Here is a 25,024-nt window from a genome sequence, read left to right on the forward strand (position 1 = left end):
CCGTCTGAAGGCGGATTTTGCGTTCAGACGGCATTGCGCCTCAAGATTCGACGGGGATGATGCCGATTTTCGCCTGCCATTGGCGCGGGGCGGTGGCGTGGATGGATTCGCCGTTGCTGTCCACGGCGACGGTTACGGGCATATCTTTGACTTCAAACTCGTAAACGGCTTCCATACCCAATTCGGGGAACGCCAAGACTTTGGAAGATTTGATGGCTTTTGCCACGAGGTATGCCGCGCCGCCGACCGCCATCAGGTACACGGCTTTGTTGTCGGCGATGGCTTCGCACGCCGCCGCGCCGCGTTCGGATTTGCCGATCATGCCCAAGAGGCCGGTTTGTTCGAGCATTTGGCGGGTGAATTTGTCCATACGGGTGGCGGTGGTGGGACCTGCCGGGCCGACGACTTCATCGCCGACCGGATCGACGGGACCGACGTAGTAAATCAGGCGGTTGGTGAAATCGACGGGCAATTCTTCGCCTTTGTCGAGCATATCGACGAGGCGTTTGTGTGCGGCATCGCGGCCGGTGAGGATTTTGCCGTTCAGCAGCAATACGTCGCCGGTTTTCCAACTCGCCACTTCTTCTTTAGTCAATTTGTCGACATCGACGCGTTTGCCGTTGTCGGGGCTGTAAGTCAAATCGGGCCAGTCTTCGACGCGCGGCGGCGTGAGTTCGACCGGACCTGAGCCGTCCAATTCGAACTCGACGTGGCGGGTGGCGGCGCAGTTGGGAATCATGGCAATCGGTTTGGAGGCGGCGTGGGTCGGGTAATCGAGGATTTTCACGTCCAACACGGTGGTTAGTCCGCCCAAGCCTTGCGCGCCGATGCCCAGCGCGTTGACTTTTTCAAAGAGTTCGAGGCGCAGGGCTTCGGTGGTGGACAATTCCGCGCCGGACGCGGCTTTTTCCTGCAACTCTTGAATGTCGATGTGGCTCATCAGGGATTCTTTCGCCATCAACACGGCTTTTTCGGGCGTGCCGCCGATACCGATGCCCAAGATGCCGGGGGGACACCAGCCCGCACCCATGGTCGGGATGGTTTTCAATACCCAATCGACGATGTTGTCGGAAGGATTGAGCATAGCGAGTTTGGATTTGTTTTCAGAGCCGCCGCCTTTTGCTGCGCAGGTTACTTCGACTTTGCCGCCCGGCACGATGCTCATGTGGATGACGGCGGGGGTGTTGTCTTTGGTGTTTTGGCGTTTGCCGGCGGGGTCGGCGAGGACGGAGGCGCGCAGGGTGTTGCCTTCCCAAGTGTAGGCGCGGCGCACGCCTTCGTTAACCATCTCTTCCACGCTCATGTCCGCATCCCACTGCACATCCATACCGACTTTCAAAAACACGGTTGCGATACCTGTGTCTTGGCAGATGGGGCGGTTGTTTTCCGCACACATACGGCTGTTGACCAAAATCTGCGTCATCGCGTCTTTGGCGGCGGGATTTTCTTCCTTCTGCCACGCCTTATAAAGCGCGTCGATGTAGTCTTTCGGATGGTAGTAGCTGATGAATTGGAAGGCATCGCAAATGCTTTGGATAAAGTCTTCCTGTTTGATGACGGTCATGATTGTGTTCCTTTTCAAGGTTGTGGCGGTAAGTGCAAGCCGCTTTTGGATTTTGTTTTCTGTTAGGGCGCAATAGTGCCGGCGTTTGTACGGTAAAGACAATACATAATTCTAATCTATTGATTATCAATTTGTTTTAATAAAATACTGTTTTACTCGGATTTTGATATTTGTAATCTTTGCCTGTTACTTTGCGGTAGAAATAAAACTACAAACAAAGCCTGCCGCCCACGGTTTTTCAAATGCCGCCCGATTCCGAAGGGGCATCTGTTCTTGCGGTATAAAAATGATTCTTAAACTATTTTAAATTTATTTCAATGGGTTGGAGGATATAGCGGCAGGCGGGGATTGTCATACCCCAAAGGCGGATTTCTGACTTAGGTCAAATGTATTTTGTTTTTCTGAAATTTTATAACTTTTCCCCGATTATCTGATTCCACGATAAATTTTTATAAAATACAAAGTAGTATGTTTATTAACGTCCTATACGATAATGAAAACGTCTTGCATCGTTCTGTTTGTTTCCTGCCTTTTCCGGTAAAAGCTAATTTAAATTTCTTTATATAACAAATGTTTTTCAAATTTTTAAAAAATGTTTGCCGGAAGCGGGCGTTTTAAAGCGGGGATTGTAGTTTGACAGCAGGGAAGACATAAATTCTGATACACTATGTTTCGCATAATAAACATTAAGTTATAAATATAATTGGGAATATGCGAAGGAAGTTTTTGTCTTATGTGTAATAAAAATACAAAACTAAATTTGCTCCCTTCCGACAGGACGCTGCCATGAGTGAAAATTTGTTAACCCTGACCATAGACGGCCGCGAAGTCAAGGCTTCCGCTGATTCATCCATCATCCAAGCCTATGCTCGTTCCGGCAACGCGATTACCGCCAATGTCGGCTGCATGGGGCAGGGCGTATGCGGTTCGTGCCGCTGCATGATCCGTAAAGAAGGCGAGCGCGAGGTAACGACTGCGTTGGCGTGTGAAACCAAAGTCGAAGAAGGGATGCAGGTCAGCTTCTTGGACTACTTTATCCCCGAGCATATCCAATACTACGACGTGGGCGAAGTCGGCGACGGCTGGAACTGGTTGGACGATACTGCCAAAGCCTTCCCCGAAGCACAAAACTGCCGTCATTGCGGCGGCTGCAACCGCGCCTGTCCCAAAGGTTTGGAAGTGGAAAACGGCGTGGCGCAAGTAGTTTCCGGCGATTTCGGCGCGGCCGCGCTGACCTTCGACCAATGCGTGATGTGCAACCTCTGCACCCTTTCCTGCCCGGAACACATCCGTCCGAACCACTTGGGCCTGTTCGCACGCCGTATGAAAGCGGCGCGTACGTTGCGCCCTGTGGATTTGATGCGCCGCCTGCGCGAAATCGACAGCGGCAAAATGAAAGTCGAATTTGAAGGGGAGTCAGTGTGATGGTGAATAAAATCCAAGGCATAGACTACGAAACCGCCCTTGCCAACCTGCGCGCGTCCTCATTGGAACTGCGCGGCGATTTACCTGAAAAAAACGAATTGCTGAGCCGGTTCCATCCCGATTATCAGGCAAATGCACGTGTGAAACTGCCCATCGGCCCGAACGCGGGCGATTACTGCCATCCTGATTTGGCGAAACTCTTAATCAGCCGGCCGCTGATTGACGATTATGATTTGTCGGGCGCGGAACATTTGAACACCGACGTATTGGTCATCGGCGGCGGCGGCGCGGGTGCGGCGGCGGCGTTGTCTGCGACCGAAGCAGGCGCGCGCGTGATTATGGCGAACAAGCTGCGTATCGGCGACAGCAATACCGTGATGGCGGAAGGCGGCATTCAAGCTGCGGTTGGCGCGGAAGACAGCCTGCAACAACACTTTGACGACACCGTCAAAGGCGGCCACAACGCAGGCAAAAAAGAATTGGTGGCGCAAATGGTTACCGACGCGCCGTCCGCCATCCGCTGGCTGATCGGTTTGGGTATGACCTTCGACCTTGCCAATGGCGCGGACAGCAACGGTATGTTGAGCCGCAAACGCGCGGGCGGTACGACCGTGCCGCGTATTTTGAGCTACCGCGACTTTACCGGCCTCGAAATGATGCGCGTGCTGCGCGAGGCGGTCGAACTCGATGAAAACATCACCCAGCTCAACCGCCACCCTGCCATCGAATTATTATCAGACGAACACGGTCGCTGCGTCGGCGCGATTTTGTACGATTTGGAAAAACGCTCTTTGGTGTTGGTTCACGCCAAAGCCGTGGTATTGGCAACCGGCGGCAGTGGAAGGCTGCATTTGCAGGGTTTCGCCACTTCCAACCACTACGGCGCAACCGCAGACGGCCTGGTAATGGCGTACCGCATCGGCGCGAAACTGCGAGATGTCGATTCCTTCCAATACCATCCGACCGGCGTTGCCCATCCGCCGCACTTGGCAGGCGCGCTGATTTCCGAAGCCGTCCGTTCCGCAGGCACCAAATTGGTCAACGGTTTGGGCGAGCGTTTCGTTGACGAATTGCAGCCGCGCGACGTGGTTGCCGCCGCCATTTTGCGCGAATGCCGCGAAGGGCGCGGCGTGGTACGCGACGGACAAGTCGGCGTGTTTCTCGACACCCCGCGCCTGATTGCCAACGATCCTGATGTGTTGAACCGTTTGGTTACGCTCGGACACGTCGCCCACAAATGCGGCATCGATCCCGCTGTCGAACCCGTAATGATTCATCCGACCCTGCACTATCAAAACGGCGGTGTCGAAATCAACGGCGACGGCGCGACCTGCGTCGAAGGACTTTATTGCGCCGGCGAAGTAACCGGCGGCATCCACGGCCGCAACCGCCTGATGGGCAACGCGCTTCTGGACATCATCAGCTTCGGCCGCCGTGCCGGTAAAGCTGCGGCAAATTGCGGCCTGCCGCTGAAAAAAGTGCGCGGCGGTGTCGGACACGTCCACGATCTGCAACGCGAAATGACCCGCGCCGGACTGACCGGCGACATCAAAGCCCCCATTTTATATCCCGACTACGGCAAATTCGATTTGCGCGAACACGCCGGTTTGCAGGAGCAACAATTATGAACCAAGCCAATCAAAACTTACTGCACCCGTCCCGCCAAGTCGGCGCGGATTTGGCCGCGTGGCGCAAAGTCGGCGGCGGCGAAGGCCTGCTGGCGGCACTTGCCGATCCTCAAAGCATTGTTTCCAAACTGCAAGAAGCCAACCTATGCGGTATGGGCGGTGCAGGTTTCCCGACCTGGCGCAAATGGGAGGCGGCGGTTGCCGCGCAGAGCAAACACGGCGACAAATACGTCGTCTGCAATGCCAACGAAGACGAACCGGGTACGTTCAAAGACCGCGTATTGCTGGCGAAAACGCCGCACCAAGTCATCGAGGGCGTATTGATTGCCGCCGTCGCCTGCCGCGCCAACAAAGCGGTTTTGTACGTCAACCCTCATCAGACCGACTCCATCGCCTCCATCACACCCGCCATCGAGCAATGGAAAAACAGCGATTTGTTTATCCGTATCGAAAACTACTTGGGCAAACCTTTGGATTTGCAACTGGTTGAAACTTCAGGCCGCTACATCGGCGGCGAAGAAACCGCCGTGATTTCATGGTTGGAAGGCGGTTTCCCGTTCCCGCGCCGCAAGCCGCCGTTTCCCGCCGAAAGCGGCGTAGAGGGCGAACCAACCCTTATCAACAACACCGAAACCTTCGCCAACATCCCGCAAATCCTTGCCAAAGGCGCGGAATGGTACAAATCGCTGGGTTTGGGCGATGCCGCAGGCACGAAACTCTACTCGCTTTCCGGCGACGTATTGAATCCGGGCCTGTACGAACTGCCGATGGGCACGACCCTGCAATCGCTGATTTTCGACCACGGCGGCGGTATGCTCGAAGGGCGCACGTTTAAAGCCGTGTTTACCGGCGGCCCGTCCAATACGCTTCTGACCGTAAAAGATTTGGATGTGCCTTTGGACTTCGTGTCCGTGCGCGAACGCAAATCCAGCCTCGGTACCGGCGCGATGATTGTGATTTCCGAAGGCACGAGCGTGGTGCGTAAAGTGTCCGAATATGTGGAATTTTTTGCGTCCAACTCGTGCGGACAATGCCCGCCGTGCAAAGGCGGCACATTCCAACTCTCGCGCCTGCTCAACCGCGTTGACACCGGCATCGGCACTTCAGACGACCTCCGCGCCTTGCAAAGCCTGTGCCAACTGCTGCCACGAAGCGGCCGCTGCGGTCTGATTGACGGCGCGGTTACCGTGTTGCAAAGCTCGCTGCGTACCTTCCCCGAAGAGTACGGGCTGCCGGCGGGACAGGATTAAGCCGCTAAGGCGTTTCAGACGGCAGGCAGGGTTGTCGGCCGACAAATTGATTGGGGTTTAAGCATTTGTCGGGGGTTACAACGTAAATCACTTGCCGGATGCTTTGCCGGCAGAAAAAACGATACGGCGTATCTTGAGGTTTTGCCCTCTCCCTAACCCTCTCCCACAGGGAGAGGGAACGGATTGCAGGAAACCCGATAATGGTTGATTTTCAAAGTCATTATCCCCTTTCATCGTGGGAGAGGGGACGGATTGCAGGGAAAACGATAACGGTTGGTTTTCAAAGCCATTATCCCCTCTCACCGTGGGAGAGGGTTAGGGAGAGGGCAAAACACAAAGTGCAAAACGCAAAACTCAAGAAATGCCGTCTGAAAAAGAGAACGGCGCAAAACACGTTCAGACGGCATCCCCCGCCCAAATCAGGCACACGCCGTCTGAAACCCGATTTTCCCGATACTTCAAACTAGGAGACTAATATGGGCTTCAAGCCAATTCCTGCAGCGGCCGCACTCGCGCTGACGCTGCTTATCTGGTTCGTCATCCCCGTTCCCCAAGGCGTATCACCTGACGCGTGGCATCTTTTGGCGTTGTTCGTCGGCATCATTGCCGGCATCATCGGCAAAGCGATGCCCATCGGCGCAATGGCGGTTTTGGGCATTACCTTGGTCGCGCTGACCGGCGTAACCAACGAAAAAGCCGCCGACGCAACCAAAGACGCTTTGAGCAGCCTCAACAACTCGTTAATCTGGATGATCGGTATCGCCATCATCATCTCGCGCGGCCTGTTGAAAACCGGTTTGGGGATGCGTATCGGCTACCTTTTGATTTCCCTTTTCGGCAAACGCACGCTGGGCGTGGGTTACAGTTTGGCACTGGCGGACTTGGCCATCGGCCCGGTTACGCCGAGCAACACCGCGCGCGGCGGGGCGATTGTGCATCCGATTATGAAATCCATCGCCTTGAGTTTCGACTCCGATCCTGAAAAAGGGACGGAAGGCAAAATCGGCAAATACCTTTCACTGGTCAACTTCCACGCCAACGTGATTACCTGCCTGATTTTCATCACCGCCACCGCGCCCAACCCGCTGGTTGTCGAACTGGTTGCCAAAGCCACCAATTCGCAAATCCAACTCTCTTGGGGCACTTGGTTCTTGGCGATGATCGTACCCGGCCTGATTGCGATGCTGCTGATGCCGCCGGTGCTGTATTTCCTGTATCCGCCCGAAATCAAACAAACGCCTGACGCGACCGCCCTTGCCAAAGAAAAACTGAAAGAAATGGGCGCGATGAAGCGCGACGAAAAAATGATGCTCGGCATTTTTGTGATTCTGCTGCTGTTGTGGGCGGGTATTCCCGAAATGCTGTTCGGCGTGAAAGTCGATGCCGCCGCCACCACCTTCCTCGGCTTGAGCCTGTGCCTTCTGAGCGGCGTACTGACTTGGGACGACGCGCTGAAGGAAAAAAGCTCGTGGGACACCATCGTTTGGTTTGCCGCCTTGGTGATGATGGCGAACTTCCTCAACAAACTGGGGCTTATCGGCTGGTTGTCCGAATCTATGCAAAGCGGTATCGCCCATTTGGGTTTGGGTTGGGAAGCCGGCTGCGCCCTGCTGATGCTTGCCTACCTCTACGCCCACTACGTTTTCGCCAGCGGCACGGCACACGTTACCGCGATGTTCGGCGCGTTTTACGGCGCAGGCCTGGCATTGGGCGCGCCGCCTATGCTGTTTGCCCTGATGATGGCGGCCGCCACCGGCATAATGATGTCGCTGACCCACTACGCCACCGGTTCCGCGCCTGTGATTTACGGCTCAAACTACGTCAATATGGGCGAATGGTGGAAGGCGGGCTTCATTATGAGCGTTATCGAAATCCTGATTTTCGCCACTGCCGGTATTTTGTGGTGGAAAGCTTTGGGTTACTGGTAAACCGCCGGCTGTTTGAATGTTAAGGCAAAAGTGCCGTCTGAAACCGTTTCGCGGTTCAGACGGCATCCGCCGTCATTCCCGCGCAGGCGGGAATCCAGACCTTCGGGGCGGCGGAAATATTCAAAGATTATCTGAAAGTTTAGTAATGGTAGGGTGGGCTTCAGCCCACCGCTTCAGACGGCATCGCCCACCCTCCGCCGTCATTCCCACAAAAAACAGAAACCTAAAATTCCGTCATTCCCGCGCAGGCGGTTCGGTTTCAGTTGTTTTTGGGTTTCGGGTAATTTCCAAATCGTCATTCCCACGAAAGTGGGAATCCAGACCATTGGGCAGCGGCAATATTTAAAAGTCGTCTGAAAATTTAAAAGTTCTAGATTCCCGCTTTTGCGGGAATGACGAAAAATTGCAGGAATGATGAAGTTTCAGACGGCATCGTCCACCCTCTGCCGTCATTCCCGCATAAGCGGGAATCCAAACCATTGGGCAGCAGCAGCCTTAAAGGTTATAAAAGACTCGTCATTCCCACGAAAGTGGGAATCCAGGCCATTGGACAGCGGCAATATTCAAAGATTATCTGAAAGTTTGAGATTCTAGATTCCCGTTTTCACGGGAATGACGGAGTTTCAGACGGCATTTAATGTCTTGTCGGGCTTCAGACGGCATCGCCCACCGCCGTCATTCCCGCATAAGCGGGAATCCAGACCTTCGGGGTGGAGGAAATATTCAAAGGTTATCTGAAGATTTAGAGGTTCTAGATTCCCGTTTTCACGGGAATGACGAAAAGTGGCGGAAATAACGAAAAGTCGTGATGACGGCGCATCCGCCCGACCGTCATTCCCGCGCAGGCGGGAATCCGGACCATTGGACAGCGGCAATATTCAAAGATTATCTGAAAGTTTAGTAATGGTAGGGTGGGCTTCAGCCCACCGCTTCAGACGGCATCAAATGCCTTGTCGGGCTTCCGACGGCATTCGGGGTTTGGTGGGCTGAAGCCCACCCTACCATTACTAACAAACCACCCTGACAAACCGCCCCGACAAACCAAACCGCCGCGCCTTAAACAAATCCCCCGACAAAAAACAATCCGGAACGCGTCTGACCGTTCCGGATTGTTTTCAGGCGCATCCGCGCATCAGAACATACTGCGCACGCCCATATTGACCTGCCAATTCTGCCTCATCTTGTGCATCGAAGACCTTTGCGCCTCAAAATAAAGCTGCCGTCCGTTTTCGGCATTGCGGTGCACCACGCCCAAGCCGTATTCCAACCAGCCGCCCCGGTGTTTGAATTCCTCCACGGCAGAGCCGTTGAACCTGTGACGGATCGTGCCGATAAACTCGCGTTTGTACATCAGCTTGCCGTAGATGTTCAGCCTGCCGCCGTCCAAACCGTCCACACCCGCCCGAAAGCCGAACCGCCCCATCAGGCTGCGGAAATTGTCCGTCTTGGCAGACAGCCCGTTTGACAGCGAAAAGCCGTAGCCGCGCGTAAACCAGTAAGACAACTGCGCTTCCGGCTGCCACCAATAGGTTTTGCCGCCGTCTTGTTTTTCCATCCGCCTGCCGGTTTCGGCGGAAAGCATATAGGCATTCAGGCGCGCCTCGTCCGATTCGACCCGTTTGCCGGCGTAATTGGTCAGCCCGTAGCTGCCCTTATATCGGGCGATGTTGGCGACCAAATCGTAATAAGCCCTGCTTTCCCGGTTGAGCCAGGTGGAATAAACGCCTGCCGTCCTGCCGTAGATTTTGCCGCTTCCGGCATAGTCTTCGGGGCTGTAGGACGATTGGAGGTGGCGGAGCATCAGCCCTTTGTAATGAATCCATTTGTCGCCGAACCCCGTCCTGTTGAAGCCGCCGGCAAAGCCCCAATAGCGGTTGCCGTAACCGCCCACGCGGTAATCGCTGCGGCTGCCGGCGAATTTTCCGCCGACGCGTTTGATCCAAACGTTGTTGTCTTCCTGCGGCGTTCCGTCGGCGTGGATTTCGCCCATACGCTGCACCAGCGTTTCATCGGAAACCGCGTTCAACTGATATAACGCCTCGCCGAAAAGGACGCTGCTCGATGCGCCCGTCGACAGAACGAAAGGGAAAAGGAACATATCCCCCCTGGCGGTGGAGGCAATTTTGACATATTTGGAGTTTTCCGACTCGCCCAATTTGAAGCACCACGCCCCGTGTTCCGTACATGGGACGTGCAGCCTGTAGGATGCCCCGCCGCCGGACGACCCCTGATTTTCGACCAGCCTTAAAAATTCCCTGCCGGTCGTTTTTTCCCTGGCATCGTCCGTATATTCGATGATGTGCGTCCCTTCGCTGCTTTCGCGCGTAATCAGCTTGTCCGTCTTTCCGCTGACGATGTCGCCCTGCATCTTGAACACGCCGCCGTCGCCCTTCAGTCTGGACACGGAGACGTTTACATTACGCCCTCCGTCCGAAAAGCTCACTTCCGCGCCGTTGCTGATGTCCAAACCATTGATTTTTGAAGTATTCTGCACATTCCAACGCGCGCCGTCCTTCATCGTCATATTGATGGATGACGCGCTGTTTTTACGGTCTTCCTCAAACAGGGGTTGCCCGCCGGGAGGATTATCGGGATCGTCGGGATCGCCGGTATATCTTTGTTTGCCGATATGGGCTTCCCCGTTGAGATAAGAATTTTTGTTCTTCAGGTTTAAATCAATCACGCCGCCGTTGAGGACGTGGATATCGCCGTCGATTTGCACCGTTCCGTCGCCCTTGATGTCCACCCTGCTGTTTTTACCGTCCACATTCAAAGCATCTCCGATGGATTTTTGTTTCCCACTTTCTTCAAGCACCGGCCGCACGTCGATTTTAACATCGCTATGGAAGGTAACGCGGTTGTACGAATCGTCCGGCACATCCTCGCTTCTTCTGCTTTTTTTCGGCAGATTTCCCACATAAACACCGTAGTTTTCGGCGTTCTTATTATCGCCGCGATCCACCTTGATGCTGACCGCGCCGCGAAAATCCATTTCGGTCTGATTGATAACCGTTTTTCTCGGTCCCGACGTGTTGATGATTACGTCCCTATATTGCGTTACCCCGATGCCGCGCCCTTTAGACGTTCCGGATTGGACGTATATGTTCAGATTGGAACCCGCTTCCGACTCGATTTTGGTATGGTTTTTGGTTTCTGTGCGTTGTCCGGTTCCATCATTCTTTAATAACCATATGCCGTTCATTTCGGTTTTGGCGGTTACTTTGGAGCCGGTATAAAGATAGTTGTTTCCCTTAAAAGTCAGGGTTGTGTCCGACATACCACGAAGGTCTAAAGTGTCGTTTGCGAAAATGGCATTCCTTGAGGAGGTATTTTTGACGGATACGTTTTCCAAAGTAATATTGTTCTTCCCTTCATAGCTTTTGTCTGCCAACAAAATCCCAGCATTCTCAACAGATGACTGAAGCGTGTATCGACCTCCGTTTACATACCCCGTAGGTTTTTCCTTTTGGATGGTCCAATGCGCGGGTTCTTTCAACACTTCGCCCCTTGCATCTTTCAACGACGCTTCACCACTTGCATCTTTCAAATCCTTTTCCCCGACAGACGGGTTGCCCTTGACGGTAATGGTATTTTTCGCGCCTTTGTCATAGGCGGCAATAATCAGGGAATTAATCGGCTTGACGGGGGTTTCGCCCGAATAATCGAAAGTATGTTCGTTGGTCTGATTTTTTCCCGCTATCGCCGCCGTATAATTGTTTTTTTCCAAAATTGTACCGGAAGCGGCAATGCTTTTTTCCATACCCGCAGCCAGCAGGCAGGAAGAAAGGAGGCAGCGGGCGATTGTTTCATCTTTCATAAGTTTTCCACACTTCTTGCATATTATCCTTAATTTTATACCAATCGGGTAATCTAATCCAAAAAAAAAAAAAACAATTAGTTTGTTGATATTTATAGATTTTATATATTTAAACCGGCAGAAATTTACATTTCCGCCGTCGGTTTTACGCAACAGGCTTGACAAGTTTCCGAAGCCTTGTAAAATAGCGAACTTTCACGCGCCCATCGTCTAGAGGCCTAGGACACTGCCCTTTCACGGCGGCAACCGGGGTTCGAATCCCCGTGGGCGTGCCAATTCAAAAACCTGCTTGTTTCGAGCAGGTTTTTTTATTATGAATCGCCATTCCCGTAATTTTTCGTCATTCCCGTGAAAACGGGAATCTAGAACTTCTGAATTTTCAGACGACTTCTGAATATTGCCGCTGCCCAATGATCCTGATTCCCGCCTGCGCGGGAATGATGTGATTTTAGATTTCTGTTTTTGTGGGAATGGCAAATAAAGCGTATTGGTTTATACTCGCCGCAACACGCGATTCAGACGGCATCGCCCTCTTTTTTCATTATCAGTGGGTGTAGCAACTGTATTTTTCACCCCGTCGGGCAAAAATACAGTTGCTACGATGCACCCCGCCGCCCTGCCCTGTGCCTTGTCCTGCAATACGGCATATAATGCACCACAAACCCCGCGCTGCGGTTTTCAGACGGCATCGCCGTGCTTTTTTTACAGGCAGAAGCCCTTTTTATCGGACGCAATATTAAGGTTTCAACACACAGGACGACACATAAAGCACCGCCCTATGTGCCGTCCTGATTCGGAAGGGGTTACACCCCTTCCAAACAAAGTCTGACTCTACCACAAAGGGCGGGGTTTCAACCGAAAAGGAAACATAATGAAAGGCTCTTTCGTACAGTCCCTAAGCATCGCCGGTTCGGATTCGGGCGGCGGTGCGGGCATTCAGGCGGATTTGAAAACGTTTCAGATGCGCGGCGTGTTCGGAACGTGCGTCATCACCGCCGTTACCGCGCAAAATACTTTGGGCGTGTCGGCGGTTCATCTCGTCCCGACCGAAACCATCACCGCACAAATCCAAGCAATCAGGGAAGACTTCGACATCCGCGCCTACAAAATCGGTATGCTCGGCACGGCGGAAATCATCGAATGCGTTGCCGACAAGCTGAAACACTGCCGCTTCGGCAGGCGCGTGCTCGACCCTGTGATGATTGCCAAAGGCGGTGCGCCGCTGTTGCAGGATTCCGCCGTTGCGGCACTGACGCGCCTGCTGCTTCCCGATACGGATGTGTTGACCCCCAACCTGCCCGAGGCGGAAGCTCTGACCGGCGTGCATATCGAAAGCCGTAAAGATGCGGAACGTGCGGCAAAAATCCTGCTTGATTACGGTGTCAAAAATGTCGTTATCAAAGGCGGACATTTGAACGGCAGCACAAGCGGACGCTGCACGGATTGGCTGTTTACGCAAAATGAAACGCTGGAATTGGACAGCCCGCGCTTTCCAACCGCCCACACGCACGGCACAGGCTGCACGTTTTCCGCCTGCATTACCGCCGAGTTGGCAAAAGGCTCAGACGTTTGCGAAGCCGTACAGACTGCCAAGGTCTACATCACGGCGGCAATCTCAAACCCTTTGGAAATCGGCGCAGGACACGGGCCGGTCAATCATTGGGCGTATCGGGACTAACTGTAAAAATGCCGTCTGAAACAAAATGTTCAGACGGCATTTTTGCGGATTATTCAGGCTTTTTCGCCAGCATCGTTACAAATTTAAACCGTATCGGATTGCCGTTTTCGTCTTTGGCGTGCATAGAACCCAATTCTTCTTTATATTCGACCTGCTCCCAATCCCGATAATAATCCTTCAGCTCGCCCTCTTTAAATTTAAAAGGGAACGGCATCGGGCAGGGGAAATCCGCCGTATCCATTGCCGATACGATTAAGTTGTACCCGCCCGCCGCCGTATGCGCCTGCATATCGGCAATCACGTCAGGCACGCGCTGCGGCATCAGGAACATCAGCACCACTGTTGCCACAATATAATCAAATTCGCCCTGCAAGGCGGCGGCATTCAAGTCATATTCCAGCGTGCGGACGTTCAAGCCCTCCGCCTCTGCCAGCTCCGCCACGTTTGCCAAAGCAGCCGGATTGTGATCGACTGCAGTAACTTCAAATCCCTTCAAACCGAGAAACAGCGCGTTGCGCCCCTGTCCGCAGCCCATATCCAACGCCCTGCCCACCGGTACGGTATCCTGTGCCGCCGCGACCGCAGAATGCGTGGCACTCATGCCATATTTTTTGTGGAAATAGTCTGCCGCCGTGCAATACAGCGACAAACGGATTTCGGCATCGTCCGTTTTCGGTTTGACCGAAAACACCTGCTGCGGCGCAAACACGCAATCGCCGCTTTCCACCGACCAAACCTCCGCCGCCCCGTCCTGCGTGCGGACTTCGACATCGCCCTGCAACACATTCAGGCAGACCCACTCCCCTTCTTCGGACGAATAGCCCGACAACAAAACTTCCGGCAGGTTTTCCGCCTTCCATACGGGCATTTGCCCGAAACAAAACAATTCGCCACTTTGACCCACTATCCGCTCCTTCATATTCAAAAATAAAGTTGCACATTATATGCCTATTTCAATCCGCCGCAATCTTTCAGACGGCACGGTGCGCAAACCGCTTATAATCACGCCGGACACCACACAAAGGCACAATATGGACACACCCGTTTACCTTTACACCGACGGCGCGTGCAAAGGCAATCCCGGCGCGGGCGGCTGGGGCGTATTAATGCGCTACGGCAGCCGCGAAAAAGAACTTTTCGGCGGCGAAGCGCAAACCACCAACAACCGCATGGAGCTGACCGCCGTCATCGAAGGGCTGAAATCGCTCAAACGCCGCTGCACCGTCATCATCTGCACCGACTCGCAATACGTTAAAAACGGTATGGAAAACTGGATACACGGCTGGAAGCGCAACGGCTGGAAAACTGCCGCCAAACAGCCCGTCAAAAACGACGACTTGTGGAAAGAACTCGACGCTCTGGTCGGACGGCACCAAGTCAGTTGGACTTGGGTGAAAGGACACGCGGGACACGCGGAAAACGAACGCGCCGACGATTTGGCAAACCGTGGCGCGGCGCAGTTTTCCTGACTGCCGCACCGACAAGAAAATGCCGTCTGAAACCGCTAATGGGATTCAGACGGCATCGTCCTCCACTGTCATTCCCACGAAAGCGGGAATCTGGAACGTAAAATCTAAAGAAACCGTTTTACCCGATAAGTTTCCGTGCCGACAGACCTAGATTCCCGCCTGCGCGGGAATGACGGGATTTTAGGTTTCTGATTTTGGTTTTCTGTTTTTGAGGGAATGACGGGATTTTAGTGACCGTAGCAACTACCTACCCGGGAATGACGGCTAAGGGGCTTCAGACGGCATCAGCAACCGTAGGGTGGGCTTCAGCCCACCAATCAACAAGCAAAAATGAAAAAAACGGTGGGCTGAAGCCCACCCTGCCATTCTTCCCGAAGCCCGCCCTGCCATTATTTACGCATCCGTATATTGTAGCAACTGCCTACTCGGGAATGACGGACAATGGGCTTCAGACGGCATCAGGCGGCATCTCTTGCCTGCCGCTAAAACAGTTTGCCGCACAACTGTTCAAACGCGTCCGATATGTTTCAACACACAGGACGACACATAAAGCACCGCCCTATGTGTCGTCCTGATTCGGAAGGGGCTACACCCCTCCCAAATAAAGTCTGTTCCTGCCGCCACAAAAGGCGGGGTTCCAACCGAAAAGGAAACACGATGAAGTGGTACAATTAACGGCAATGCGGACAGACAGATTGAAATATTAAAAATTGCCCTACCGTTTTTTAAACACTTTCAGGAATAAGGAAAAATGACCGCCCAACCCTGCCCCATCTGCACGGCACAAGATGAAGATATTTTGCTGCAAACCCCCAAGCTGCGCGTCATCGCCGTCCATAACGACAGCGGTTCGCCTGCATTCTGCCGCGTCATTTGGCGTAAGCATATTGCCGAAATGACCGACCTTTCGGCTGCCGAACGCGGCGAATTGATGGAAATGGTGTACAAAGTCGAAGCCGCTATGCGCCAAGTGTTCCGGCCGGCAAAAATCAACCTCGCCAGCTTGGGCAATGTCGTGCCGCACCTGCACTGGCATATTATCGCCCGCTTTGAAAACGATGCGACTTTCCCTGCGCCGATTTGGGCAAACCCCGTCCGAAAACATGGTATGACCCTGCCGCAAGATTGGACGGAACAACTTAAAAAGCTGCTTTAAGCCCGCCAATGCCGTCTGAAACCGTATGAAAGGGAAATTATGACCGAACCGACCTCCCGCCGCCGTTTTCTGAAAACCTGCACCGCCGCCGCAGGCGCGGGGCTGCTTCAGGCTTGCGGCACATCCGCCACATCCGTTCCGCCCCTTCCCTCTTCCCATTCCGTTGTGAAAGCCCGAACCGTGCCTCTCCAAACGCCACGCCGTCAAAGTTCGGACGGCAACCTTCTGCGCGTTGTCGCTTCGTCAGGATTTGCCGAAGACACCAACCGTGTCAACACAGCCTTAACCCGCCTTTACAATGCCGGTTTTACCGTAACCAACCAACAGGCGGGCAGCCGCCGCTTCCAACGGTTTGCCGGTACGGACGCACAACGTGCCGCCGATTTCCAAGAGGTCGCTTCGGGCCGCGTCGCCACACCTAAAGTTCTGATGGGTTTGCGCGGCGGTTATGGTGCGGCACGCATTCTGCCGCATATTGATTTTGCCTCACTCGGCGCAAGAATGCGCGAACGTGGTACGCTGTTTTTCGGATTCAGCGATGTTTGCGCCGTCCAGCTGGCACTCTTGGCAAAAGGCAATATGATGAGTTTTGCCGGTCCGATGGCTTATAGCGATTTTGGCAAACCCGCCCCCGGTGCGTTTACGATGGATGCCTTTATCAAGGGGGTAACCCAAAACCGCCTGACCGTTGATGTTCCTTATATCCAACGCGCCGATGTCGAAACCGAAGGCACGTTGTGGGGCGGCAACTTAAGCGTCCTCGCCTCGCTCGCCGGCACGCCTTATATGCCCGACATCGACGGCGGCATTTTGTTCCTCGAAGATGTCGGCGAACAGCCCTACCGCATCGAACGTATGCTCAATACGCTGTATCTTTCGGGTATTTTGAAGAAACAGCGCGCCATCGTGTTCGGCAATTTCCGTATGGAAAAAATTCGAGATGTCTATGATCCGTCTTATGATTTTTCCGCCGTTGCCAACCATATTTCGCGCACGGCGAAAATCCCCGTGCTGACGGGCTTCCCGTTCGGACACATTGCCGACAAAATCACTTTCCCTCTAGGCGCGCACGCCCGAATCCGTATGAACGGAAACGGCGGCTATTCGGTCGCGTTTGAAGGCTATCCCACACTCGATGCGTCCGCCCTGACTTTGGATACCCTGCTCCCGCCGCCGGATTTGCCTATCTTCCCCGAAAGCGGTGTTGCCGATATTTCGGAATAAACCCGCAAACGGACAAATGCCGTCTGAAGCCTTCAGACGGCATTTTCCTGTAAAAAAACCGCACCTGATGGCAGGTGCGGTTTCCATTTTCGGGCTGAAACTTATTTGTCCCGGCCGAATACGATTTTAGTAGCTTGGATGGCAACGCAGATTGCACCGCCGATAAAGATCAAGTCGGCGGCAGTACGAACCCAGCGCAGGGTGTCGAGGATTTCCATTTGCATGAACTCTTCGCTGCGTGCATACCACAGACCGTGCGTGATGGAGGCGTATGCCTGAATCGCGCCGACAGGCAGCAGGCTGATGGCAATCATACCGACCAAGCCGCCGTTGAGCAACCAGAAGCCCCAAGTCATCAGTTTGTCGTCAAACTGCGCGTTCGGTTTCAAATAACGGGCAACCAGCAATACGAAGCCCAATGCCAAGAAACCGTACACACCGAACAAGGCGGCGTGCGCGTGAACGGCAGAAGTGTTCAAACCTTGGATATAGAACAGGGAAATCGGCGGATTGATCAGGAAGCCGAATACGCCTGCACCGATCATATTCCAGAAGGCGACTGCCACGAAGCACATCAGCGGCCAACGCAGGCGTTTCGCCCAGTCGGACAGGTGTTGGTAAGACCAATGCTCGTATGCTTCACGGCCCAGCAACACCAGCGGCACGACTTCCAAAGCGGAGAAACAGGCACCGATTGCCATAGAGGCGGAGGTAGAGCCGGAGAAGTACAGGTGGTGCAGCGTGCCCGGAACGCCGCCCAACATAAAGATGGCGGCAGCGGCCAAAGTGGAGGCAGTGGCGGTACTGCGGCGGACAAAGCCCATATTGTAGAAGACAAAGGCAAAGGCGGCAGTGGCAAATACTTCGAAGAAGCCTTCCACCCACAGGTGAACCACCCACCAACGCCAGTATTCCATTACAGCAATCGGGGATTTTTCGCCATAGAACAGACCCGGTGCGTAGAACACGCCCACACCGACCATAGAAGCGACAAAGATTGCCAGCAGGTTTTTGTCCACGCCTTTTTCTTTGAAGGCGGAAACCGTGCAGCGCAACATCAGGAACAGCCACAACAGCAGTCCGACCATCAACAGGAGTTGCCAGAAACGTCCCAAATCGAGGTATTCGTAACCTTGGTGTCCGAACCAGAAGTTAAATTCGGGGGGAAGGATGTGCGTCAACGCGAAGAAGTTGCCCGCGTAAGAACCGCCGACCACGATAAACAGGGCGATATAGAGGAAGTTCACGCCTGCACGTTGGAACTTGGGATCTTTGCCGCCGTTGACAATCGGCGCGAGGAACAAACCTGCCGTCAAAAAGCCGGTTGCAATCCAGAAGATGGCGGATTGGATGTGCCAAGTACGGGTCAGGGCATAGGGGAACCAGTCGGACATTTCAAAGCCCAACGCCTCATCGATGCCGTAGAAACCCTGACCTTCGACGGTATAGTGCGCGGTCAGGCCGCCCAACAATACTTGTACCACGAACAGGGCGACCGTCAGGAAGACGTATTTGCCCAATGCTTTTTGCGAAGGGGTCAGTTGGATTTTGGAAATCGGATCTTCAGCCGGGATTTCCACTTCCTCGTGTTTGGTCAGGAAGGAATAACCCCACATCAGCAAACCGATGCCCATCAGCAGAAGAACAACGCTGGTAAACGACCACATATAGTTTTCAGTGGTCGGCACATTGTTGATCAAAGGCTCGTGCGGCCAGTTGTTGGTGTAGGTAAAGACCTCGCCGGGACGGTTGGTCGAAGCAGACCAAGAAGTCCAAAAGAAGAAGTCGAACAGTTTTTCACGCGCTTCTTGGCTTGGCAATGTGTTGTTTTTCATTGCAAAGTGTTCGCGGGTGGTTTGCAGCTTGGGATCGTCGCCGTAAACGCCGTGATAGTAAGGCAGGATGCTTTCGATGGCTTTCACGCGCGTATCGCTGATGACGACGCTGCCGTCTTCTTTCACACGGCTTTGGTTGCGGTATTCGTCAGCCAGGCGGGTTTTCAGAACGGCTTGTTCTTCAGGGGAAACTTCATCAAATTTTTTGCCGTAAGTCTGTTGCGCGGTCAAATCCAACCAGGCAACCAACTCACGATGCAGCCAGTCGGCCGTCCAGTCCGGAGCCTGATATGCGCCGTGACCCAAAATCGAACCGACTTCCATACCGCCGGTACTCTGCCATGCAGACTGACCTGCCAAAATATCGTCTTTCGTCATCAGCACTTTGCCTGATGCGGAAACGACCTGTTCGGGGTAAGGCGGGGCTTTCTTATAAACCTCGCTGCCCATATAGCCGAGAATGGTAAAGCATACCGCCAGAACGGCGAACAGCAAGTACCACAGCTTCTTGTACTGTCCCATTTTGAGAGCTCCTTTTAATAAAGCAGTTGTTTAAAATTCACAGAATATGAATGTTAAAGATTGTAGCACGGTTTACCGCGCAAATAAATATTTGTTCAAACAAACCCGCATATAAAACAAATACATATATGATAATAACTATCATTATTCTTCACTCAAAAACTGCCCTGCCTTTGCCTGATTTGCCGAAGCACCCGGTAAATCAGCTTATTTATTGTAATTTTTAGTAGTTATAAAGTATTAGAAGTGTCATTTTAAGTTCATATTTATTGAATTACTTGACCTAAATCAAAATATACATAAGTAAGCAACCGCATAATCACGTCAGTTCTTAACCAATCTCCCTACTTTTCTTACAAAAGGAAAACATTATGAAACGCCAAGCATTAGCCGCAATGATTGCTTCCTTATTCGCCTTAGCCGCCTGCGGCGGCGAACCTGCCGCGCAAGCCCCTGCCGAAACCCCTGCCGCTTCCGCAGAAGCCGCAAGCTCCGCCGCACAAACTGCTGCCGAAACGCCGTCCGGCGAACTGCCCGTTATCGATGCGGTTACCACCCACGCTCCCGAAGTGCCTCCTGCAATCGACCGCGACTACCCTGCCAAAGTCCGCGTAAAAATGGAAACCGTCGAAAAAACCATGAAAATGGACGACGGCGTGGAATACCGCTACTGGACATTTGACGGCGACGTTCCGGGCCGTATGATCCGCGTACGCGAAGGCGATACGGTTGAAGTCGAATTCTCCAACAACCCGTCTTCTACTGTTCCCCATAACGTCGACTTCCACGCGGCTACCGGCCAGGGCGGCGGTGCAGCCGCAACCTTTACCGCTCCGGGTCGCACTTCCACATTCAGCTTCAAAGCCCTGCAACCGGGTCTGTACATCTACCACTGCGCCGTCGCGCCGGTCGGTATGCACATCGCCAACGGTATGTACGGTCTGATTTTGGTCGAGCCTAAAGAAGGTCTGCCGAAAGTGGATAAAGAGTTCTACATCGTCCAAGGCGACTTCTACACCAAAGGCAAAAAAGGCGCGCAAGGCCTGCAACCGTTCGATATGGACAAAGCCGTCGCCGAACAGCCTGAATACGTCGTATTCAACGGCCACGTAGGTTCTATCGCCGGCGACAACGCGCTGAAAGCCAAAGCAGGCGAAACCGTGCGTATGTACGTCGGTAACGGCGGCCCGAACCTGGTATCCTCCTTCCACGTCATCGGCGAAATCTTCGACAAAGTTTATGTTGAAGGCGGCAAGCTGATTAACGAAAACGTACAAAGCACCATCGTTCCTGCCGGCGGCTCTGCCATTGTCGAATTCAAAGTCGACATCCCGGGCAGCTACACTTTGGTCGACCACTCCATCTTCCGCGCATTCAACAAAGGCGCGTTGGGTCAATTGAAAGTAGAGGGTGCGGAAAACCCTGAAATTATGACTCAAAAATTGAGTGATACCGCTTACGCCGGCAATGGTGCGGCTTCTGCCGCTTCCGCTCCCGCAGCTTCCGCCCCGGCAGCCTCTGCATCCGAAAAAAGCGTTTATTAAATCGGATACCCGTCATTAGCGGAACAAACCACTGCCGCCGTACTTCATTACGCACGGCAGTGGTTTTTTAATCATCAACCTTTCTACTTTGGGAACTTGATTCTTCAGACGGCATTCGCGGCTTTCGTTTAAAATGCCGTCTGAAAAATCAATGTTAACCGCCTGTCAGGAGGCTTTATGAAGTATGTCCGGTTATTTTTCCTCGGCGCGGTGCTCGCCGGCACCCAAGCGGCGGCTGCCGAAATGGCCCAAATCGAAGGCGGCAGCTACCGCCCGCTTTATCTGAAAAAAGACACCGGCCTGATTAAAGTCAAACCGTTCAAACTGGATAAATATCCCGTTACCAATGCCGAGTTTGCCGAATTTGTCAACAGCCACCCCCAATGGCAAAAAGGCAGGATCGGCTCCAAACAGGCAGAGCCTGCTTACCTGAAGCATTGGATGAAAAACGGCAGCCGCAGCTATGCACCAAAAGCAAGCGAATTGAAACAGCCTGTTACCAATGTTTCCTGGTTTGCCGCCAACGCCTATTGCGCCGCACAAGGCAAACGCCTGCCGACTATCGACGAATGGGAGTTTGCCGGACTTGCCTCCGCCACGCAGAAAAACGGCTCAAACGAACCCGGCTACAACCGCACTATTCTTGATTGGTACGCGGACGGCGGACGGAAAGGCCTGCACGATGTCGGCAAAGGCCGCCCGAACTACTGGGGCGTTTATGATATGCACGGGCTGATTTGGGAATGGACGGAAGATTTCAACAGCAGCCTGCTTTCTTCCGGCAATGCCAACGCGCAAATGTTTTGCAGCGGCGCATCTGTCGGTTCGAGCGATCCGTCCAACTATGCCGCCTTCCTCCGCTACGGCATCCGCACCAGCCTGCAATCCAAATACGTCCTGCACAACTTGGGCTTCCGTTGCGCAAGCCGATAACCCCTTCAATTACCAAAGCAGCTTTGGCGGTACTGAAAAGTACCGCTGTTTTTTCCTGAAAAATTATGGGGTTGTCTCACAGTCGTGCAATCCGGCAGATGCTTACCGGAAAACAGATTTATCTTGCGGCGAACCTGACAAAATACCGCCGATGTTTTATAGTGGATTAACTTTAAATCAGGACAAGGCGGCGAAGCCGCAGACAGTACAAATAGTACGGAACCGATTCACTTGGTGCTTCAGCACCTTAGAGAATCGTTCTCTTTGAGCTAAGGCGGGGCAACGCCGTACCGGTTTAAAGTTAATCCGCTATAACTTATGCGCTTGCACTGATTTTTCAAACAAAATGCCGTCTGAAAGCCTTTCAGACGGCATTTTGTTTGAGATTCCGTTTACCAATGGCTGACAAACGCTTCCAAATCGGTATTTTTGGGCTTATGCGCTTCCTCTGTCGGCGTGCCGATCATCATCAGCCCGATGATTTTATCCTTATCCGCACATCCGAAAGCCTCACGCAACAAGGGGCTGTTGACCCACATTCCCGTTATCCACACATTATCGAAACCTTGCGCCGTTGCCGCCAGCTGCAAGGCATACGCCGCACAGCCTGCCGTCAGCATCTGCTCCCATTCCGGCTTCGGCTTGGCGACTTCCCGGTTGGGCGCAAACGTTACCCCGATGACCATCGGCGCCATATTGCCTACTTTTTCAGCCTTTTGTAACGCCTCCGCGCCGAAATTCAATTCGGTAACCGTCTGCGCCAAGATACGGCGGAAACGTTGCAATCCGGCTTCGGTCCGGATGACGGTGAAGCGGAAGGGGCGCATATTGCCGTGATCGGGAACTTGGGTTGCCGCCTGCAATATTTGTTCCAACTCCGCCGCATCGGGGGCGGGGGGCTTCAGCTTTTTGGAAGATCGGCGGTTCGTCAATAATTTTAAAGCATCCATATCGTTATACTCCGGTCGTCGGTCGGGTGTTCGGACACATATGCCGTCTGAAGGCTTCAGACGGCATATCCGGCATCAGCGCGGACGGCGGCAGGCTGCCAATATATCCATATCCTTCCGATAGGTTTGGCTGTTTGAAATGTCCATCAGCCCCAATACCGTGCTGAAATAGTGGTCGTGCGAATATTCGTTTTCCGCCGCTTTTTGCTTGAGGCATTGGAAATCTATGCCCCCGTGTTGGCGGAAGGCTTTGGAAAACCACATAACCATCGGGATATGCGTCTGTCCGGAAGGCGCGATGGCGTAAGGCGCGGCGTGCAGGTACATCCCGTTTTCGCCCAAACTTTCGCCGTGGTCGGAAACATAATGCACCGCGCTTTCCAAATCGTCGCGGTTTTCAAGTTTGCGGATAACCTTGTCGATAAACTGGTCCACATACAAAACCGTATTGTCGTAAGTGTTGACCAACGTGGCGCGGGCGCATTTGTCGATTTCGTTGGTGTCGCAGGTCGGCGTGAATTTGCGCTCGGCTTCGGTGTAGCGTTCGTAATACGTCGGCCCGTGGCTGCCGATGGTATGCAGAATCAAAACCGCGTCTTTATCGTTTTTGTTGAGGGCTTCGTCGAACTTGGTCAGCAGGATATTGTCGAGGCACTCGCCGTTGCGGCAGTATTCGGGCAGGTTGAGCGAGGTAACGTCGGTATTCGGTACTTTGCCGCACACGCCCTTGCAGCCGGAATCGTTTTCCAACCAGGTAACTTCCACGCCGGCGCGCTGCACGATGTCCAGCAGGTTGTCCTGGTGTTCGGCTTTAATTTCGTCATAATCCGTGCGGTCGAAGGTTGAGAACATACACGGCAGGGAGTGCGCGGTCGATGTGCCGCAGCTTCTGACCTGCGGGAAATTGACAATTTCATCGCCGCGCGCGGCAAGCAGCGGCGTAGTTTGGCGGCTGTAACCGTTCAAACCCCAGTTGGCGGCACGCGTGGTCTCGCCCACGATCAGCACCACGAAACGGCGCAGGCTGCCGGCCGGGCGGTTTTGCACGACCGCCATATCCAATTGCGTATAAGGAATATTGGAACGCTTCCAATCTTTGTATTTCGACACGCCCGCGCCGATGAAATTAGACGGCACAATCAAATGGGTTACTGATTTATTGTTGCGGAAAAACGAGGCGTAATCCTGATATTGCAACATCGCGATGCCCAACGCGCACAAAAAGGAAACGGCGGCAAGCACAAGGCGCGTCAAAAGCTCCTTATACCAAACGCGGTATTTGACCTTGACGGCGATATACGCCAGCGCGGGCAATACGCCCAAACATACAATCCACAGCACATAACCCGGCGTAATCAGGCGCGCGCTTTCGGCAGCCGTAGTTTGCAAGACATTATTCAACATCGACTTGTTGAAATAGATATTGAAAAATATTTCTTGGTAAGATACCGCCGCACTGATAACCAATATCAACGGAATCAATACCTTATGCACAAAAGGCAGGGCAATGGCGTGAAAAACGAAATTACTTAAAAAAAACAGCACCACCGGCATCGTATAGAGGAAGATATCCGCCCCGGTGCCGTTAAAAGGATGAAGCTCGACAACTTTGGCAAAAAAGGCGTAATTCAATACCAGCGAAAAATACAGGGAAAGAAAGGCAATCAGCGCGGAAGAGCCGAGCTTCGGCCTCAGGTTCGGTTTTATCATTTGGAATATGTCGGATAAGGGTTGGAAAAGGCATCCGGAATCCGGATTATTGAAAAAGATTCTTAATTATAAGGCAACGGGGCAAAGAGGGGCAAGAAAACGAGTAGGCGGCGCGGGGTTTCTGCCCGCCATTCAAACATCCGGCAGACATAAAAACACCGGAAGCAAGATTCGAACCGGGCGGAAAACGCCCTTGCCGGAAAAGCGAGGGCAACACATTTCATATTTGAAAAACCCGGCGGGACAGTCCGGCGCAAACAGCATCACGCCCGGAATAAAAACACCGGCAGCGCAGCCTTACCCCCTACCGCCGCACCGGAACGCCGCCAGAAAACGCCGAAACAGCCGATGCCGTCTGCAGCCGCAAACCGCTTTCAGACGGCATCGGGAC

The 25,024-nt window shown here is 53.4% G+C and carries 17 protein-coding genes, 1 tRNA gene and 1 pseudogene; 12 read left to right on the plus strand and 7 right to left on the minus strand.

Features of this window, described 5'->3' with window-relative positions; genetic code table 11:
- Positions 1-40: 40 nt before the first annotated feature.
- Positions 41-1,564 carry a fumarate hydratase gene (locus tag FGL10_RS05455; RefSeq protein ID WP_003709088.1) on the minus strand — a complete coding sequence of 508 codons (1,524 nt, stop codon included), beginning with the start codon at positions 1,562-1,564 and terminating at the stop codon, positions 41-43.
- A gap of 786 nt (positions 1,565-2,350) precedes the next feature.
- On the opposite strand from FGL10_RS05455, the gene FGL10_RS05460 reads away from it, so the two are divergent.
- The 4 genes from FGL10_RS05460 to FGL10_RS05480 all read left to right on the plus strand — a co-directional run bounded on the left by FGL10_RS05460 (position 2,351) and on the right by FGL10_RS05480 (position 7,795).
- Positions 2,351-2,989 (plus strand): 2Fe-2S iron-sulfur cluster-binding protein, encoded by a 639-nt coding sequence (locus FGL10_RS05460; protein WP_003709092.1) that lies wholly within the window; start codon positions 2,351-2,353, stop codon positions 2,987-2,989.
- Positions 2,989-4,617 carry an FAD-binding protein gene (locus FGL10_RS05465; RefSeq protein ID WP_036475134.1) on the plus strand — a complete coding sequence of 543 codons (1,629 nt, stop codon included), beginning with the start codon at positions 2,989-2,991 and terminating at the stop codon, positions 4,615-4,617. Before FGL10_RS05460 ends, FGL10_RS05465 begins: the two co-directional genes overlap by 1 nt.
- Positions 4,614-5,867 (plus strand): complex I 51 kDa subunit family protein, encoded by a 1,254-nt coding sequence (locus FGL10_RS05470; RefSeq protein WP_003709100.1) that lies wholly within the window; start codon positions 4,614-4,616, stop codon positions 5,865-5,867. The genes FGL10_RS05465 and FGL10_RS05470 overlap by 4 nt, the downstream gene beginning before the upstream one ends.
- A 476-nt stretch (positions 5,868-6,343) precedes the next feature.
- The gene (locus tag FGL10_RS05480; protein WP_003709104.1) at positions 6,344-7,795 is read left to right on the plus strand and encodes a DASS family sodium-coupled anion symporter; all 1,452 of its coding nucleotides are present in this window, start codon (positions 6,344-6,346) and stop codon (positions 7,793-7,795) included.
- 1,132 nt (positions 7,796-8,927) lie between these two features.
- Here the strand turns inward: FGL10_RS05480 and FGL10_RS12045 are convergent.
- Complete coding sequence (locus tag FGL10_RS12045; protein ID WP_051926229.1) at positions 8,928-11,612, minus strand: autotransporter outer membrane beta-barrel domain-containing protein; 2,685 nt, start codon at positions 11,610-11,612, stop codon at positions 8,928-8,930.
- A gap of 199 nt (positions 11,613-11,811) precedes the next feature.
- Here FGL10_RS12045 and FGL10_RS05510 point away from each other — a divergent pair.
- A tRNA-Glu gene (locus FGL10_RS05510) sits at positions 11,812-11,887 on the plus strand.
- Between the two features lie 596 nt (positions 11,888-12,483).
- Positions 12,484-13,290, plus strand: coding sequence for a bifunctional hydroxymethylpyrimidine kinase/phosphomethylpyrimidine kinase (gene thiD, locus FGL10_RS05520; protein ID WP_003709119.1), 807 nt, complete (start codon positions 12,484-12,486; stop codon positions 13,288-13,290).
- Between the two features lie 49 nt (positions 13,291-13,339).
- Here the strand turns inward: thiD and tehB are convergent, their stop codons facing one another.
- Positions 13,340-14,209: an SAM-dependent methyltransferase TehB gene (gene tehB, locus FGL10_RS05525; protein ID WP_003709121.1), complete on the minus strand. Its 870-nt coding sequence runs from the start codon at positions 14,207-14,209 to the stop codon at positions 13,340-13,342.
- Between the two features lie 112 nt (positions 14,210-14,321).
- Between tehB and rnhA the strand changes: the two genes are divergently transcribed.
- From rnhA to FGL10_RS05540, 4 genes are all read left to right on the plus strand, one after another.
- Positions 14,322-14,759 carry a ribonuclease HI gene (rnhA, locus tag FGL10_RS05530; protein WP_036469750.1) on the plus strand — a complete coding sequence of 146 codons (438 nt, stop codon included), beginning with the start codon at positions 14,322-14,324 and terminating at the stop codon, positions 14,757-14,759.
- 230 nt (positions 14,760-14,989) lie between these two features.
- Positions 14,990-15,334 (plus strand): hypothetical protein, encoded by a 345-nt coding sequence (locus FGL10_RS12050; protein WP_155270584.1) that lies wholly within the window; start codon positions 14,990-14,992, stop codon positions 15,332-15,334.
- A 176-nt stretch (positions 15,335-15,510) separates the two neighbouring features.
- Entirely contained in the window at positions 15,511-15,915 is a 405-nt protein-coding gene (locus FGL10_RS05535) for an HIT family protein (protein WP_003709130.1), read from the plus strand.
- 39 nt (positions 15,916-15,954) lie between these two features.
- Positions 15,955-17,139, plus strand: a complete 1,185-nt coding sequence (locus tag FGL10_RS05540) for an LD-carboxypeptidase (protein ID WP_036469753.1) — start codon at positions 15,955-15,957, stop codon at positions 17,137-17,139.
- Between the two features lie 101 nt (positions 17,140-17,240).
- Here FGL10_RS05540 and FGL10_RS05545 read toward each other — a convergent pair whose 3' ends face one another.
- A complete protein-coding gene (locus FGL10_RS05545) occupies positions 17,241-19,496 on the minus strand; it encodes a nitric-oxide reductase large subunit (RefSeq protein ID WP_003709135.1) in 2,256 nt (751 codons plus the stop codon).
- Between the two features lie 371 nt (positions 19,497-19,867).
- On the opposite strand from FGL10_RS05545, the gene nirK reads away from it, so the two are divergent.
- Both nirK and FGL10_RS05555 read left to right on the plus strand, forming a co-directional pair.
- Positions 19,868-21,040, plus strand: a complete 1,173-nt coding sequence (gene nirK / locus FGL10_RS05550; protein ID WP_003709138.1) for a copper-containing nitrite reductase — start codon at positions 19,868-19,870, stop codon at positions 21,038-21,040.
- 177 nt (positions 21,041-21,217) lie between these two features.
- Positions 21,218-21,973, plus strand: a complete 756-nt coding sequence (locus FGL10_RS05555; protein ID WP_003709140.1) for a formylglycine-generating enzyme family protein — start codon at positions 21,218-21,220, stop codon at positions 21,971-21,973.
- A gap of 392 nt (positions 21,974-22,365) precedes the next feature.
- On the opposite strand, the gene FGL10_RS05565 is transcribed toward FGL10_RS05555, so the two are convergent.
- From FGL10_RS05565 to FGL10_RS12555, 3 genes and pseudogenes are all read right to left on the minus strand, one after another.
- Positions 22,366-22,923, minus strand: coding sequence for a nitroreductase family protein (locus FGL10_RS05565; protein WP_003709142.1), 558 nt, complete (start codon positions 22,921-22,923; stop codon positions 22,366-22,368).
- A 75-nt stretch (positions 22,924-22,998) separates the two neighbouring features.
- Complete coding sequence (locus tag FGL10_RS05570; RefSeq protein WP_036475136.1) at positions 22,999-24,633, minus strand: phosphoethanolamine transferase; 1,635 nt, start codon at positions 24,631-24,633, stop codon at positions 22,999-23,001.
- Positions 24,634-24,695: 62 nt separating this feature from the next.
- Positions 24,696-25,018: pseudogene (locus FGL10_RS12555) on the minus strand (hypothetical protein).
- Between the last annotated feature and the right edge of the window lie 6 nt (positions 25,019-25,024).

Source organism: Neisseria lactamica (assembly GCF_901482445.1).
GTDB lineage: Bacteria > Pseudomonadota > Gammaproteobacteria > Burkholderiales > Neisseriaceae > Neisseria > Neisseria lactamica.